The sequence below is a fragment of the Acinetobacter sp. ANC 3813 genome (assembly GCF_002135435.1).
GTDB lineage: Bacteria > Pseudomonadota > Gammaproteobacteria > Pseudomonadales > Moraxellaceae > Acinetobacter.
This window is the reverse complement of record NZ_NEGK01000013.1, coordinates 18,416-35,047: the sequence shown is the minus strand read 5'-3', so window position 1 is coordinate 35,047 and position 16,632 is coordinate 18,416. Positions and strand designations below refer to the sequence as shown.

The 16,632-nt window shown below is 42.7% G+C and carries 13 protein-coding genes; 5 read left to right on the top strand and 8 right to left on the bottom strand.

Annotated features, from left to right (window positions below):
- The first annotated feature begins 71 nt into the window (after positions 1-71).
- The 3 genes from B9T34_RS16635 to epmA all read left to right on the top strand — a co-directional run bounded on the left by B9T34_RS16635 (position 72) and on the right by epmA (position 3,576).
- Positions 72-1,319 carry a D-amino acid dehydrogenase gene (locus tag B9T34_RS16635; protein ID WP_086214259.1) on the top strand — a complete coding sequence of 416 codons (1,248 nt, stop codon included), beginning with the start codon at positions 72-74 and terminating at the stop codon, positions 1,317-1,319.
- Positions 1,320-1,528: 209 nt separating this feature from the next.
- Entirely contained in the window at positions 1,529-2,596 is a 1,068-nt protein-coding gene (locus B9T34_RS16630) for a 4-phosphoerythronate dehydrogenase (protein WP_086214258.1), read from the top strand.
- Positions 2,593-3,576, top strand: coding sequence for an EF-P lysine aminoacylase EpmA (gene epmA / locus B9T34_RS16625; RefSeq protein WP_086214257.1), 984 nt, complete (start codon positions 2,593-2,595; stop codon positions 3,574-3,576). Before B9T34_RS16630 ends, epmA begins: the two co-directional genes overlap by 4 nt.
- A 38-nt stretch (positions 3,577-3,614) precedes the next feature.
- On the opposite strand, the gene B9T34_RS16620 is transcribed toward epmA, so the two are convergent.
- The 7 genes from B9T34_RS16620 to ahcY all read right to left on the bottom strand — a co-directional run bounded on the left by B9T34_RS16620 (position 3,615) and on the right by ahcY (position 14,193).
- Entirely contained in the window at positions 3,615-4,055 is a 441-nt protein-coding gene (locus tag B9T34_RS16620) for a GNAT family N-acetyltransferase (protein WP_086214256.1), read from the bottom strand.
- A gap of 175 nt (positions 4,056-4,230) precedes the next feature.
- Entirely contained in the window at positions 4,231-5,466 is a 1,236-nt protein-coding gene (locus tag B9T34_RS16615) for a multifunctional CCA addition/repair protein (protein WP_086214255.1), read from the bottom strand.
- An 81-nt stretch (positions 5,467-5,547) separates the two neighbouring features.
- Positions 5,548-7,827, bottom strand: a complete 2,280-nt coding sequence (locus B9T34_RS16610) for an NADP-dependent malic enzyme (RefSeq protein WP_086214254.1) — start codon at positions 7,825-7,827, stop codon at positions 5,548-5,550.
- Positions 7,828-7,965: 138 nt separating this feature from the next.
- Entirely contained in the window at positions 7,966-10,845 is a 2,880-nt protein-coding gene (locus tag B9T34_RS16605) for a GGDEF domain-containing phosphodiesterase (RefSeq protein WP_086214253.1), read from the bottom strand.
- Positions 10,846-11,007: 162 nt separating this feature from the next.
- Positions 11,008-11,724: a 16S rRNA (uracil(1498)-N(3))-methyltransferase gene (locus B9T34_RS16600; protein WP_086214252.1), complete on the bottom strand. Its 717-nt coding sequence runs from the start codon at positions 11,722-11,724 to the stop codon at positions 11,008-11,010.
- Between the two features lie 24 nt (positions 11,725-11,748).
- The gene (gene metF, locus B9T34_RS16595) at positions 11,749-12,585 is read right to left on the bottom strand and encodes a methylenetetrahydrofolate reductase [NAD(P)H] (RefSeq protein WP_086214251.1); all 837 of its coding nucleotides are present in this window, start codon (positions 12,583-12,585) and stop codon (positions 11,749-11,751) included.
- A gap of 225 nt (positions 12,586-12,810) precedes the next feature.
- Entirely contained in the window at positions 12,811-14,193 is a 1,383-nt protein-coding gene (ahcY, locus tag B9T34_RS16590; protein WP_086214250.1) for an adenosylhomocysteinase, read from the bottom strand.
- 269 nt (positions 14,194-14,462) lie between these two features.
- Here ahcY and B9T34_RS16585 point away from each other — a divergent pair, with 269 nt between their 5' ends.
- Positions 14,463-15,410 carry a DUF4424 family protein gene (locus B9T34_RS16585; protein WP_086214249.1) on the top strand — a complete coding sequence of 316 codons (948 nt, stop codon included), beginning with the start codon at positions 14,463-14,465 and terminating at the stop codon, positions 15,408-15,410.
- A 64-nt stretch (positions 15,411-15,474) separates the two neighbouring features.
- Positions 15,475-15,999 (top strand): cysteine peptidase family C39 domain-containing protein, encoded by a 525-nt coding sequence (locus B9T34_RS16580; RefSeq protein ID WP_086214248.1) that lies wholly within the window; start codon positions 15,475-15,477, stop codon positions 15,997-15,999.
- Positions 16,000-16,054: 55 nt separating this feature from the next.
- Here the strand turns inward: B9T34_RS16580 and B9T34_RS16575 are convergent, their stop codons facing one another.
- Positions 16,055-16,576, bottom strand: a complete 522-nt coding sequence (locus B9T34_RS16575) for a tetratricopeptide repeat protein (protein WP_086214247.1) — start codon at positions 16,574-16,576, stop codon at positions 16,055-16,057.
- Positions 16,577-16,632: the final 56 nt, after the last annotated feature.

Here is a 16,632-nt window from a genome sequence, read left to right as displayed (position 1 = left end):
CAAATACTCATTTGTTAATGCATGAATCTTCTTCTTTAATGAAGTGGTTTTATAAATGAAGCTGAGTAGGCATGAAAAAACATATAGTGGTGATTGGGGGCGGTGTAATCGGTTTAAGCACAGCTTATGCACTTATTCAGTCGGGTCACAAAGTGACGCTAGTAGAAGCCAATGACCAAGTGGGCTGTCAAACCAGTTACGCAAATGGCGGTCAGCTCAGTTACCGCTACGTGGCTCCTTTGGCTGATGCGGGTGTGCCGATTCAGGCGCTGCAATGGCTGGGCAAAGCGCATTCACCTTTAAATTTTAAATTGAATATTTCTCCATTTCAGTGGTCTTGGCTGCTGCAGTTTTTATTTGCCTGCAACCGTAAAGATAATGTGGTGAATGGAAACCATATTTTGCGATTATCTCTTTATAGTCAAACTATTATGAAAAAATGGCGGAATCAGCTGGATGATTTTTGCTGGGTAAAGTCGGGCAAGATGGTTATTCATCGAGATGAACAAACCTTTAAAAAAGCCAGTGCTAATATCGATCCTACAGTTCAGCAAGTTCTGAATAGTGCTGAAACAGTAGCGATAGAACCTGCTTTAAAGGGGATTGAGTCTGAATTGGCAGGTTCAATATTCACGCCAGATGATGAAACTGCCGATTGTTATAAATTCTGCTTGGCATTGTATAAAGCGATGGAACCGCAAGCAGATTTTGAATGTCTGTATGAACATAAAGTGACAGATTTTTTTGCGCAAGATAACAAAATTTCAGCTTTGGAAACATCCCAAAAAAGAATTGAAGCGGATGAGTTCGTGGTTGCTGCAGGCAATGGCAGCACCGCAATTTTTGATTTGGCGGGTATTTCTGTGCCGCTGTATCCGCTTAAAGGCTATAGCTTAACTGTGCCGTTTCCGAAGAAATTGCATGCTGTGCCAAGCATTAGCGTGACGGATTATGCCAATAAAATTGTCTATGCCAAATTGGGAGACCGCCTGCGGGTTGCGGCAATGGTGGATATTGGCTATCAGCATGTCGACATTCGTAAAGAACGCATGGCTGCCTTGAAGCATACGGTGAAAAAAACTTTTCCTGATCTAGACGGCGTAGATACCGCAATTGAATGGAGCGGGCTAAGACCTTCTACTCCGAAAGGGCCGCCTATTTTAGGGCGCACAAAATATAGCAACTTATGGTCAAATGTTGGGCAGGGCAGTTTAGGTTTTACATTGGCTGCCGGCAGTGCCATGGTTATTGCAGAGTTGATCAGCAATGCGGAGTCACCTATACATTTAGAGGGTTTGTGCATGCGCAAATGTGCCTGAGCAAAGCCCTATTGGGAAGTGTTAAATCAATACGCTAAGGTTTACATAAAACTTATAAATTAGCTTGCAGGGACCACTGTATAAAGTGTTTAAAACACTAGGTCTGTTGCTATATTTATTTGAAAAAGGTGCTCAGGGTATTTAAAGATGAATAGTGCTTCTGCCCATAAAAGCGCTATCATTGCTGCAGTAATATTTTGGATGCTGTTATGAAAATCATTGCGGATGAAAATCTGGCATTTACCGATTATTTTTTTGCCGAATTTGGTGATATTCAGCATCAGGCTGGCCGTACATTAACGCATGATGATGTGCAGGATGCTGAAGCGCTGCTGGTGCGTTCAGTGACCAAAGTGAATGCTGCATTGATTGACAATACCCAATTGAAATTTGTCGGCAGTGCAACGATTGGTACTGATCATCTCGATATTCCTGCCATTGAAAAACAAGGTGTTGCTTGGTCAAATGCGGCGGGCTGCAATGCGCAGGCGGTTGCTGAATATGTGATTACAGCATTATTAAAATTAAAGCCTGAATTGCTGGACGCCAATGAAGCGTTTACTTTAGGAATTGTCGGTCTAGGCAATGTCGGTTCACGTTTGGCCACCATGGCACAGCTTTTGGGCTGGAATGTGATTGGCTATGACCCGTTTGTTCAGCGTGGACATGTAAAACAAGTTGAATTAGCCGAATTATTAAAAAACGCAGATGCAATTTCAACCCATGTACCTTTGACTCAATCTGGTGAGCATCCGACTTATCATTTAATCAATGCAGATGCGTTGTCTCAGATGAAGCCAGAAGCCATATTAATTAATTCTGCACGCGGGCCAGTGGTTGCAGAAGCAGATTTAATTGCAGACATTCAAAAGACTCAGCGTCAGGTCGTGCTAGATGTCTTTGAACACGAACCAGAAATTTCTGAAGCTTTACTAAACTTGATTACGATTGTTACCCCGCATATTGCAGGCTATAGCTTAGAAGGTAAAGCGCGCGGTACGCAGATGATTTATAACGCATTTTGCAAAACATTCGAACATACGGCGACAAAACGTTTTGAAACGCAATTGCCTGTTTGCGATGCCTTATTTGCCAATCAGCCATTAAAGGCGGTATTGAAACAGCATCTAGCCGAAATTTATGATATTGCCCGTGACGATGCAAATTTAAGAGCCACCTTAAAGGATGGCAAAGTCGATCAAAAAGCCTTTGATTACTTGCGTAAAACCTATCCGCTGCGCCGTGAATGGGCTGCGCATGGAGGGCCTAAAGCATGAGCCAGTCTGGAATTCAATATCAGCCAAGCTGTGATTTAAAAGCCATGCGTGCGCGTGCAAAAATGTATGCTCAAATCCGCCAGTTTTTTGCTGAGCGTGAAGTGTTGGAAGTAGAAACACCAGTACTCTCACAAGCGGGTGTGACAGATGTCTATTTAGCCTCAGTACAGGCGCAGCGTCATGTACAAGGAAAAAAACAAACGCATTATTTGCAGACTTCACCCGAATTTGCCATGAAGCGTTTACTTGCCAGCGGCAGCGGACCGATTTATCAAATCTGCAAAGTATTCCGTGATGATGAACATGGTCGAAAGCACAACAGTGAATTCACCATGCTGGAGTGGTACCGTCCAGGGTTTAGCTTGAAAGACTTAATGTTTGAAGTGACGGACTTGCTGAATGTAACTTTAGCGCAGCGCTTCGGGGCAGTCCGTCCAACCATCTTAAGTTATAAGCATGCTTTTATGGATCGGTTGGAATTAAACCCGCTGCAGGCAACACTGCAAGAACTAAAAAACTGCTGTAATCGAGTGGGTTTGAATCTAGATTTAGGTGATGACCGTTTAGGCTATATAGATCTGCTATTTTCGCATTTTGTTGAACCTAGCTTAGGTTTTGATACCCCTGTTTTTTTGACGGATTTCCCGCCTGAATTGGCCTCATTAGCAAAGACGCGTATTGATGAAGATGGTGAATTGGTTGCGGCGCGTTTCGAGCTGTACATTGAAGGCTTGGAGCTGGCAAATGCCTATGATGAACTGATAGATGCTCATGTGCTGCGCAGCCGCTTTGAGGCGGATAACCATGAGCGTGAAAAACTTGGTTTGCATGTGATGCCGCTGGATGAATATCTTTTGGCCGCCTTGCCGAATATGCCTGAATGTTCAGGAATTGCTTTAGGTATAGACCGTTTATTGATGGTTGCGAATGAGCAAATGAAGCTTGAAAAAGTGATTACTTTCCCTGCAGATGTGTCTTAATTCTTAAGCAATGATCGGCTGATTTCAAAATGAGCCGATCACTTTAAGTATTTCGTAAAGCCCAAACTATAGGCTTCAAAGCCTAAATTTTTATAAAAAGCATGGGCTGCATAGCGTTCTGGACGATTGCCGCTGTTGAGTAAAATACGCTTTAAACCTTGTTTGATCGCCATTTTTTCAATAGCCTGCATCAGCGTTTTGCCTAAGCCAAGACCTCTATACTGCTCATCAATAACAAAAGCCTGAATCCGAATAAAACCATCCTCAAATTCCCAGCTGTATTGTTTGATCAATCCTGCATAGCCAATGACCTGAACGTTAGACTCGATAACTAATGTTTGATAATTCGGATCTAAATGAATGAGTTGCCAGTGCTTTTGAATGCGTTCAAGCTCAATTTCATAACCAAGTTGCTGGGTAAGACGGTGAATGTCGTTAAGATCAGTGTTTAATTGCAATGGGCGTATAGAGGCTTGCATATAGTATCTGCTTCATTGTTAAGTTCGAGCATAAATGTTTTATTGGCAGATTGACTGTAAAGATTGTTGCAAAAACGATGAACATTAACGTTGTTATTATGTTTTTTGCATCTTTATTACTGTTTCGCCAAAAATAAAAAAGCTCCCAAAGGAGCTTTTTTATTTCAGAATATGCTTAATCAGCAAGAGCAGTGTATTGAGCTTTTAAAACGCCAAGCGCTGCAATTCGGCGCTCAATCAGCATTTCACCAATATCTGGCCCTTGAATCTCAGGCGGCAAATCTTGTGCTTTAATGCTGCGCACAACTTGCATTGCATCCAGCACATACTGCGATTGAGGATAGTCACGGTCTTCTAAACCGAGACGTCCGCGGGAATCGCATTCACAAGCTTGTACAAAGGCTTCAACCCGTTCAGGACGGCGCAGAACATCCAAACGCTGCAGCAGACGCCATAAAGTGCCAGGTTTTAACGTAAGCGCCTGATGGCATTTCAAATGTTCTTTGCAAACAGCTAAGGCCAATTGTTTAGTAATGGTCGGCACGCGAAGACGGTCACAGACTTCTGTCACAGGCTTTATGCCGCGCTCTTCATGCATGATATGGCGCGGAAGTTCATCAACAGGAGTCAAGGCTTTGCCCAAGTCATGCACCAATACCGCAAAGCGCACATCTAAAGAATAATTAGCGCGGCAAGCCTGCTGCAGCGACATCATGGTGTGAATACCGCAGTCGATTTCAGGATGATACTCAGGGCGCTGAGGAATGCCATATAGCGCATCGATCTCTGGAAACAGAACTTTTAAAGCGCTGCATGCACGCAGGACTTCAAAATATTCGTCTGCATGATCTTCCATAAGTGCGCGAGAGGTTTCTTTCCAGACACGCTCTGGTGTCAGCGCTTCTAGCTCACCTGATGAAGCCAGTTCTTTCATCAGCGCTAAAGTTTCATCTGCAACTTTAAAGCCTAAAGTTTTATAGCGGGCCGCAAAGCGGGCAATGCGCAGTACTCGTAATGGATCTTCTACAAAAGCTTCAGATACATGGCGTAAAATCCTCTGATCTAAATCTTTTTGACCGCCATACGGATCATATAAATTTCCGTCATCATCTTTTGCGATGGCATTAATGGTTAAATCGCGGCGAATTAAATCCTGTTCAAGGGTAACCGCGACATCGGTATAAAATTCAAAGCCGTGATAGCCGTGACCAGACTTGCGTTCCGTGCGGGCTAGCGCGTATTCATCTTTGGTTTCAGGATGTAGAAAAACAGGGAAATCTTTACCCACGGGCTGATAGCCTTGAGCAAGCATTTGTTCCGGCGTTGCACCGACAACAACATAATCTTTTTCGTGATAGGGGTGTCCGAGCAGCTGATCACGCACTGCACCGCCTACTAAATAAACTTGCATGAAAAAACCTCTATTCTTGAAGCCATCATGCAACAGAATAGAGGTTTTCTCAAGTCACAAAGTGTGATCTAGCGAGCTAAATTACAGTGCGCTTTTCTCGTTTTCTTGAATCTCTGCAACAGTTAAAGCAGTCATATTCACTAAGCGGCGTGTTGTCGCTGTAGGTGTTAAAATATGAACTGGTTTTGCAGCGCCAAGCAGAATAGGACCAATAGTCACGTTACTGCCTGATGTTGATTTCAATAAGTTGAATGAAATGTTCGCTGCATCCAGATTAGGCATAATCAGCAAGTTCGCAGAACCTTTGAAACGTGAGTTCGGGTATGCGAAATGGCGAATATTTTCATCCAGCGCGGCGTCACCATGCATTTCTCCTTCAACTTCAAGCTCAGGCGCAATTTCTGACAAAATATCATAAACCTTACGCATTTTTTGCGCGCTTGGATCATGCTGGTCAGAACCGAAACTTGAATGTGAAAGCAGTGCTACACGCGGTGTAATACCAAAACGGCGTACTTCTTCAGCCGCTAAAATAGTCATTTCAGCAAGCTGTTCAGCTGTTGGATTACGGTTAATGTAAGTATCAGCAATAAACAGGTTGCGATCTTCAAGCATCAATGCATTCAGCGTGAAGAAGTTATTGCGGCCTTCTTTTAGACCAATCACATTGCTGACGAAGTCTAAGTGAATGTCGTAGCTTGAATATGTACCGCACAGCATGCCGTCAGCAACACCATGGCGAACAAGCATTGCCGCGATAAGTGTAGAACGGCGGCGCGCTTCGCGCTGCGCATATTCAGGTGTAACGCCTTTACGCTGCATGATGCTGTAGTAATCTTCTGCAAACTTATCGTAATCAGGGTTTTTTTCTTGATCGACAATTGTGATATTCACACCATCTTCAAGGCGAAGGCCTAATTTTTTGATATTCGCTTCGATTACAGCAGGACGGCCAACCAAAATTGGTTTTGCCAAATCTTCATCTACTGCAATCTGCACAGCGCGAAGTACGCGTAAATCTTCACCTTCCGCATAAGCAATGCGTTTCGGATCTGTTTTCGCTTGTGCAAAAATTGGCTTCATCATGAATGCTGAGTTATAAACAAACTCAGACAAACGCTGACGGTAAGCAGAGAAGTCTTGGATTGGACGTGTTGCTACGCCAGAATCCATGGCTGCTTGCGCAATTGCAGGCGCAATTTCTAGAATCAAGCGCTGATCTAGTGGACGCGGAATAAGGTAATCACGGCCAAATGAAGCAGATTTTTCACCATAAGACGCTGCGTCAGCTTCAACATGCGCCATGCGTGCAATCGCATGCACACAAGCAATCTTCATTTCTTCATTAATGGTGGTTGCACCCACATCCAGCGCACCGCGGAAGATGTAAGGGAAGCACAGCGCATTGTTTACTTGGTTTGGATAATCCGAACGGCCAGTTGCCATAATGACATCTGAGCGCGCTTCGTGTGCATGTTCTGGCAGAATTTCAGGATCTGGGTTTGCAAGTGCAAAGATAATCGGATCCTTAGCCATTACTTTAACCATTTCTTTGGTCAAAATGCCTGCTGCAGAAAGGCCAAGGAACATGTCTGCGCCTTCCATAACATCCGCCAGCTGTGAGCCTTCGATGTCTTGTACATACGCTTTTTTAGATTCATCTAAGCCTTCACGTTTAGTGGTCAATAGACCGCGTGAATCCGCAACAATGATGTTTTCTTTGTTTGCGCCTAGCGCGCAAAGCAAATTCAAGCATGAAAGCGCAGCTGCGCCAGCGCCTGAAGCAACAATTTTAATTTCATCAATTTTTTTGCCGTTCAATTGCAAAGCGTTGAGCAGTGCAGAACCCACAATAATTGATGTGCCGTGCTGGTCGTCATGGAATACAGGAATATTCATGCGTTCGCGAAGTTTCTGCTCGATGTAGAAACATTCTGGCGCCTTGATGTCTTCAAGGTTAATACCGCCAAAAGTAGGCTCTAGCGCTGCAACAATATCAACGATTTTGTCTGGATCATTTTCTGCAATTTCAATGTCAAAAACATCGACACCAGCAAATTTTTTGAACAATACGCCTTTACCTTCCATTACTGGTTTAGATGCTAAAGGACCGATGTTGCCCAAGCCAAGTACGGCTGTACCGTTACTGACTACTGCAACTAAGTTGCCGCGTGCTGTGTAAAGCGCTGCGGTTGATGGGTCACGTTCAATTTCTAAACATGGTGCTGCTACACCTGGAGAGTATGCGAGAGCTAAATCGTGCTGGTTGACCAATTGTTTGCTTGGAGTAACGCTGATTTTTCCCGGTGTTGGGAATTCGTGATAATACAAAGCCTGCTGTTTTAAAGATTGATCGTCCATCTGTATCTCGTTTGTTCTGAGTTGCCCAAAAATGCGGGTGGTGTTTCTAAATTATGCTTGAATATATCACTTGTTAGACACTTAGCCCAGTCGCTAAAGTGCCTTTTTCCAACAAACTTATTCCTAGATCCGTTTGACTTATATTAAGTATGTATAAGTAGGAGCGGGCAGATTTTGCTTTAAATAAGTGGTTGCTTCGGCTTCTGGCAGCGGCTTAGAGAAGAAGTAACCTTGGGCGATGTCACAATCTAAATCTTGCAGGTATTGCAGCTGCTCCTGTGTTTCAATTCCTTCTGCAACCACTGTGAGGCCCATCGCTTTGCCCATGGCGACCATAGCGCTCACAATCGCTTCTTGTTTAGTTTGCCCAATTTTAGAAATAAAGCTGCGGTCTATTTTTAATACATCAATTGGAAAATCAGCCAGATAGGAGAGTGAAGAATAGCCAGTTCCAAAATCATCCAGTGAAATATTGATTTGACGGTCTTTGATTTCTTTTAATAAGTTTTTCACAGATTCTGAGTTTTCAATTAAAGAGGATTCTGTGATTTCTAACTCAAGACTTGTGCCTGAAATCTGGTTATTTTGAATAGCGGCATCTAAATCTGTCAGCAGCTGACCGCGGCGCAATTGCTGCGCAACGACATTGACTGAGACACAAATGTTATTAAAGCCCATTTGATTCCATTTCTTGATCTGTTTTGCCGTTTGCTGAATAACAATACGGCCAATATCAGAAATCAGGCTGGTTTGCTCCGCAAGCGGAATAAATAGCCCTGGCGGAATAATGCCTTTTTCAGGATGATTCCAGCGCACCAGTGCTTCAAAACCATAGACATTTTTGCCTCTAAAATTTATTTTTGGCTGGTAATACACGACAAGTTCATTGCTCTGAATGGCTTTACGCAAATCGCGCTCTAAGAAAATGCCTTGTTCGAGCAAGGCAGTATTTTCATTGGAGTATAAGCGGATGGTGTTGCCGCCTAAATTTTTGGCTTCAGTCAGCGCTTGCTCTGCGCAGTTGTTTAAATAGTCCAGCTGACGGCCATGTTCAGGATAGAACGCAATACCCATAGACAAGGTAATCACATGATCTTGACCGAAAATATTAAAGGGTACGGTAAATGCTTTTGCTACGCGTTCACAATGCTCGATCACTGAGGGGCGAATATGTGAAATTTCATACACAATAGAGAAATCATCACCGTTGAGATGCGCAACAAATAAGGCTTCAGCATTGGTCAGACGCAGGCGCTGCGCAACTTGGCGCAAAAGTTCATCACCGCCATTATTGCTCAGATACTCATTCAGCGGACGGAATCTATCGATATTCAGGCGAATAACAGCCAGCTGCTTGATGGAATCCTGCTGTGAAACCAAGTACTGATGCAGCTGATAGTTATAGTAAAAACGGTTAGGCAAATCCGTTAAGGTGTCGTAATTTTCTAAATATGACAGGCGTTGTTCTTGCAGTTTGCGCTCCGTCAAATCGGACACAATGCCTATATAGTGCGTTACACGGCTTTGATCATCCAGTACGGCATTAATATGCATCCATAGCGTCAATTCCTTGCCTGAAAGAAATTTCTCTGCAATTTCACCATCATAAAGCTGATTCTGATGAACTTGCTTCAGGATGCTTGAGTGTATGCTGCGCTGTTTAGTTTTATAATTTTCTGTAATATCAAAGATATGCTTACCCATGATTTGTTCATGGCTAAAGCCCGTCAGCTGCTCATAGAATGGATTCACATCGATAAAGCATAATTCTGCATCTAATATAAATATGCCTTCTGCGGCTTGCTCAACCACGCTGGCAGCTAACTTTAAACGTTCCTGAGACGTACGTTCCTGATGAATGTCCCTGCGGATACCCACCATACGGATTGGGCGGTTGGTTTTTGGATCACGCGCAATGACGTGGCCAATATCATGCACCCAGCTCCATTTACCTGTCAGATTGTTTTGCACACGATACGTGGATTCGTAGCGGTCATTTTGCCCGCGAAGATGCTGTTTCATGGCATCTTTAAATGAAATCACATCATCTGGATGTATGGTTTGCAGCAATTGATGATGATGTTCTTTTGAGCCGCGCTGGGTTATTTCTTTATGATTATTGGTAAGGGAAATTTTCCGTTCTTTAATATTCCAATCCCAAGGCCGCAGACCCGCCATTTCATGCGCCAGCTGTAGGTTCTGCTGCTGATCCTCCAAGTTTTTATTCATTTGCTCAATATCAAAAGTCCGCTCTTTGACTTTTTGTTCCAAGAGCTGATTGTTCAGCTGCAGTTGCATTTCAATATCTTTGGAATGATTGATTTCATTTTTCAGCTGCTTGCACAAATCATCCGTCCAAACCACTTGCTGTTCTGCCTCGCGGACCAGCAGGCTGTTTTTGGCATAGAGCGTAGAAATGCGGCGGTGTATGCGAAAAGACGTTGTGGCACAAAGCAAAATGACAATTAAGGCAAAATTGATGGTGAGGCTGAATAAAGGGTTGGTTTGTTCAATTAAAACAAACTGCGAAACCAGATAAGGCACAATTGACGGTAAAAATGCCAAACAGAAGTAATTCAGTTTTTGGGTTAAATACGTCAGGCCAAAGGTTTGAGTCACGATCAGCAGGAGGGCTGATACCGTTAATGCTTGAATATCTGTGAAGTTTGGATTTACAGCGGGTAAATAATAATAAAGTATAAAAATGCCGGCGGCGATCAGGCTGCCCACACTGAAGCACTGAAATTGCAGCCAGCGATGCGCCATTTTTAGGCTGTATTGCTGCGGTTTAAAATAAATGGTGCTAATGAGCCAGCAAAAACTGCTGAATAACTCAATCGTAATAAACCAGACATTAAAATATAAATCTGATCTGTTGAAATAAATTTGGTAAATGCAAAAGATATAAAGACAGATAATAAGAATACTAATGAGAAAATAACGGCTCAAACGCAGTGTATTCTCAATTTGGGCAGCATGGTTATACTGCTTTATGAAGACATATTGATCATCTCTCATCAATATAATGGCCTTATATCAGTGTATTAATTTTAGCTTTTTTTCTTGTAGTCCAAACGCTATTGTTTTCATTGCATATTTTTAATCTGCTGCGATTAAGACTAATTACCTTAGGCATAAAAATCAATCAAATTGTATACAAAAATATAATATTCAGATGAACTAAACTTTTAGGCTGTAATTCAGAATTGATAATGCAACAATTGGCGCTGTTTCGGTGCGTAAAATACGTGAACCAATACACCAATTTTTAAATCCAGCGCGATTTGCTTGCTGAATTTCAGCTTCACTTAAACCGCCTTCTGGGCCAATAAGCAGTGCAATTCTGGCAGTTGCATCTGCTAATACATTAATCTCATCTTTATTCGGCGCTAGGACAAGTTTAGTCTGAGGTAATTCTGTTGCAAGCCATTTCTCTAAACTGATCGGTGCAAGAATTTTTGGCACAATATTCATGCCGCATTGTTCGCAGGCAGCAATTGCAATGCCTTGCCAGTGATCCAGTTTCTTTTGGTCACGGTCGTACTTTAAGCGCATCTCGCAGCGCTCAGAAGTGAGCAGTTGAATTTCAGAAACACCCAGTTCTACCGATTTTTGAATGGCGTAGTCCATTCGGTCGCCTTTGCTCATGACTTGGCCAAGCAAAGCGTGAAAAGCAGGGATGCGATTGTCTGGATTAAATGTAAGGACTTGAACTGCAGCTGACTTTTTTTGAACATCGGTCAGCTGCACTTCATATTCACCGCCTTGTCCATTGAACAAGGTGGCTTTTTCACCCGATTGCGCACGTAAGACTTTGACCCAATGATGAAAGACTGTTTCAGTTAATTCGACAACCGTATCAACAGTTAAATCAGCTTCAATAAAAAAACGGGGCATTGAATATTACTCGTGCAATGAGGTTTAAGCTAAGCCAAGGTCAGTAACAAGCTGACGAGTTGGATCTGTGGTGTTCATGGTGTAGAAATGCAGGCTTGGCGCGCCGCCAGCGATGAGGCGTTCGCAAAGTTTTACAATCACTTCATGACCGAAGGCTTTGATCGACGCTGTGTCATCGCCATAGGTTGCAAGCTGTTTGCGGATCCAGCGCGGAATCTCAGCGCCTGTACCGTCTGCAAAGCGAATCAGGTTGCTTGCATTGGTAATTGGCATGATGCCTGGAGCAACAGGAATGTTCACACCTTCTTTTTGAATGCGCTCTACAAAGTAGAAGTATGCATCTGGATTAAAGAAGAACTGTGTTAAGGCTGCATTAGCGCCTGCATTGGCTTTGTCACAGAAACGTTTGATATCTAGGTCAAAGCTGTCCGCTTGCGGGTGCATTTCTGGATAAGCTGCAACTTCAATTTTGAAGTGATTGCCTGTGTGTTCACGGATGAAACGTACAAGGTCAGTTGCATAAGGCAATTCACCTAAGCCAACTTGACCCGACGGTAAATCACCGCGCAGTGCAACAATACGGTCAATCCCTTGTGATTTATATAAATCCAGCAATTCAGCAATACGTTTTTTGCTGTCACCAATACAAGACAGGTGAGGCGCAACAGGTGTGCCTTTACCGTTAAAATCGTTCAATGTAGATAATGTGCGTTCACGGGTAGAGCCGCCTGCACCATATGTTACAGAGAAAAATTCAGGATTAAGCAACTGAAGTTCTTGATGTACAACTTTAAGTTTTTCCGCACCAGCATCAGTTTTGGTTGGGAAGAACTCAAACGAAATAGGAATCTGTTTAGACATGTTCAAATCCTTTTTTATAAATACTGTTTGTTTACCCTCTCCCTGACCTCTCTTGCGCTTCACTTTAAAGCAGTGCTTAAAGTTCGCTCAGGAGAGGAGTATTCATTACTGAATTATGCAGGGTTAAACACCCAGCTTATTTAAATTGATATGATTTTAATCTTGAATTCAATTTAACGAAGCCGTCACCCTCTCCCTATGGGAGAGGGATGGGGTGAGGGTCAATTAATATTTATAAGCCTCAGCTTTGAACGGGCCTTCAACAGCAACGCCTAAGTAATCAGCTTGTTCTTGAGTCAAAGTCGTCAATACGCCACCGAAACCAGCAACCATTGCTGCAGCAACTTCTTCATCTAATTTCTTAGGAATAAGTTCTACACGGATTTTCGCAGTTTTTTCAGATTCTGGAAGATCAGCAAATTTCTCAGCGAATAAGTGCATTTGACCCAATACTTGGTTGGCAAAAGAACCATCCATAATACGTGATGGGTGACCTGTTGCATTACCAAGGTTAACCAAACGACCTTCAGATAAAAGGATTAAGTAGTTGTTTTCGTCTTCTGAACGATAAACTTGGTGAACTTGTGGCTTAACTTCAACCCACTTGTAACCACGTAAGTAGTTTGTGTCGATTTCAGTGTCAAAGTGACCGATGTTACAAACCACAGCGCCTGCTTTTAATGAATCAAGCATTGCTGAATCACAAACGTGGTAGTTACCCGTTGTTGTTACGATTAAGTCAGTATTTTGAAGAAGATCAGCATTTACGTCTTCTTTCTTACCCGTTTGCACGCCATTTTTGTATGGAGATACAACTTCGTAACCGTCCATGCATGCTTGCATTGCACAGATTGGATCAACTTCAGTTACACGTACAATCATACCTTCTTGACGAAGTGATTGTGCAGAGCCTTTACCTACATCGCCATAACCAATTACAAGTGCACGACGGCCAGATAAAAGCATATCTGTACCGCGTTTGATTGCATCGTTTAATGAGTGGCGGCAGCCGTATTTGTTGTCGTTTTTAGACTTCGTTACAGAATCGTTTACGTTAATCGCAGGAACTTTTAAAGTGCCATCACGAAGCATTTCATACAGACGTTGAACACCTGTAGTCGTTTCTTCAGTTACACCGTGGATTTTTGCAATCACTTCTGGGTATTTTTCGTGAACAAGCAGTGTTAAGTCGCCGCCATCATCCAGAATCATGTTGGCATCCCAAGGTGTGCCATTTACATTGATTTGCTGTTCAAGACACCAGTTATATTCTTCTTCAGTTTCGCCTTTCCAAGCAAATACAGGAACACCAGCAGCAGCAATTGCAGCGGCAGCGTGATCTTGAGTAGAGAAGATGTTGCAAGATGTCCAACGAACTTCAGCGCCTAATTCAACTAGTGTTTCAATAAGAACAGCAGTTTGAATCGTCATGTGGATACAGCCAAGGATTTTCGCGCCAGCAAGCGGTTTAGCCGCAGCATAACGTTTACGAAGACCCATTAGCGCTGGCATTTCTGCTTCAGCAAGTTTGATTTCTTTACGGCCGTAATCAGCTAGAGTGATGTCAGCAACTTTGTAATCTGTAAATGAAGCATTAACCGCGTTCATTACGATCTCCTATATTAAAAAATTGATCAGTATGTTCGCGGATGCCGTTTTTGGTGATTCAGAGCAGAATACCGATGGTCGAGCCTAGCGATCTTATATTTAGTGCCTATAAGAAAGTCGCAGCATCCCTCGACTAGCGCTGTATTGTACTTGGAAATAGAGTGAGTTCCAATCCGAAAATGCTTAATATCTGACTTATAGATTTCTTGATCTGTAAAATTAGGCTGTGAGTATTTAAATTTAATAAATCAGTTGGGAGTATAAGAAGAATGATTAAACCCTTAATGGCTATATTGATGTTTTGGCCAGTTCTTGCCATATCCAATGACTCAACGGGCTACGTAGCAACTGGCGGCGTACAGTACCTGAAAAATAAAGACATACAAATGTTCAGTGAAGACCTATTTATTAGTAAAAAAATGATAAAAGTCGATTATCAGTTTAAAAATCTGAGCAATAAAGATGTGACTGAAACGATTTTGTTTCCGTTGCCAAAAGTTGAAAATTTCTTTGAATCAGATTTTGCGGATACAGATAAACTGCTTAAAAGTTTTAACGTTCAGGTGAATGGAAAATCAATTCAGCCTGAAATGCATGTGCGCGTTTTTATACAGCAGGATGACAAATCAGCGCCTGTCGATTTGACCACTGCATTTAAGAAATGCGGTTTTAGCGAAAAAGAATTGCTGAATCCATGGAATCGCTTGGACTATGAGTACGAAAATTTTGAGAAAAAAATGCGCAATTGTAAAAATAGAGAATTACAAAAAGTCTTGCCCAAAGACAAAGAGCAGGCCATCGCATGGTCTTCACAAGTCATTTACAGCTGGAAGCAAACCTTTAAAGCCAATGCTTTAACTCATGTGCAGCACCAATACTCACCATTGGTGGGCGGCTCTGTGGCTTTATATCCGGAAGAAGATAGTAAAGCGTACTGCATGGATCAAAACTTTAAGGCAGGACTAAAAAAGGCCAAATCACAGCATGCGCCATTTCAAGCGTTGGGCTATATCTTAAAAACAGGGGCGAATTGGGCAAAACCTATTCAAAAATTTAAATTAACGATAGAGCGTGATGCAGGAGAGCTGGTCTCTTTTTGCTGGGCAGGTCAAGTGAAGAAAATAAGTGCCACGCAGTTTCAAATAACAGAAAGGAATTTTGTACCTAAACAGGATTTGAATATCATTTTTGTGCATGTGAAATCGGGCAATGATTAAATCTTGCAGGCAAAACCGCCTTGATTTGTTTATCATCAGATAAAGCAAATTTTGAGTTTTGATTATGTCGATGGAAATACCTGATGAATTGGCGAATTTAGAAGCCAATGGCGGCATTTATGCTGTTTGGATGCTGCTGCAGCATTTAGGTATAGATGTAGACATTCAGCAGCTGGTCGAGGTTTGCTGCTACGAAGCTGGACATGGAACAACGACCATCGGTTTGGCCGTAGGACTGAAAAAGTTTGGCTTTCAGGTGCAGTTTCACACAGAGCATGATCCAGATTTGCAAGACAGTGAAAAACGCAGCTATGCAGAAGCTGAACAATTGGAATTACCTGTCCTGCCTGCAATTGGCTATGCAGAAATTCAGCAGGCCTTTGAGCAAAATCAGTTTGTGATTGTCTATTACGATACTCTAGAAGGAGTCGGGAATCATTCTTTGGTGTATGACATCGACCAAACAGAAATCAGTTTTTTTGACAGTTTTGATGCCATGCCAGCAGAAGTGTTTGAACAGCAGCGTGGCGCAGAGGGCATTTGCCGACAAGTTATTACTGTGGATGTAAATGACTATATGGCGAACTGAGCCGCATTGTTAAATGAATAAAGCCCATCAAGAGATGGGCTTTATTCATTGAGCTTTAAGCTTCAGGTTGTTCAGCTGCATTGGCTTTTTCATTCCAGAAATCAGCTTTTTCTTCATCAGCGTCAATGCCTAAACCATTGGCATAAATAAACGCTAAATCTCGCATAGCTTGAACTTCACCCAATTTAGCTGACTGTTCAACCAGTTCAATCGACTTGGCAACGTCTTTTTCAACGACATCGCCGCGACGGTAAAAATTCGCCAGTTCTAAAAGAGCGGTAGGGTGGTTATGTTTTGCTGCCTGCTGAAGCCAGCGGTGCGCATGTTCAAAATAAGTTTTCGATTCTTCAGGATCTTCTTCAAGCATATCTTTGGCATAGACTGCATAGCCTTCGCCCAACCAATACATCGCTTCAACCTGACCCAGCTGTGCAGCCTTCAATGCCCACTCTTCAGCCAATTCAATATGCTCTTCTTTTTCACTTTGCATATAGATTTCAGCCAGTTCAAATTGGGCGTCTTTATTGCCCGCCATCGCGCGGTTAAATAAAGCTGTAGAAATAGGAAGGTCAGACATAGGAGTTCCAAAAGTGCAGATTTGGCATAGCCTAATGCTTTGCCATCAAAAAAGCC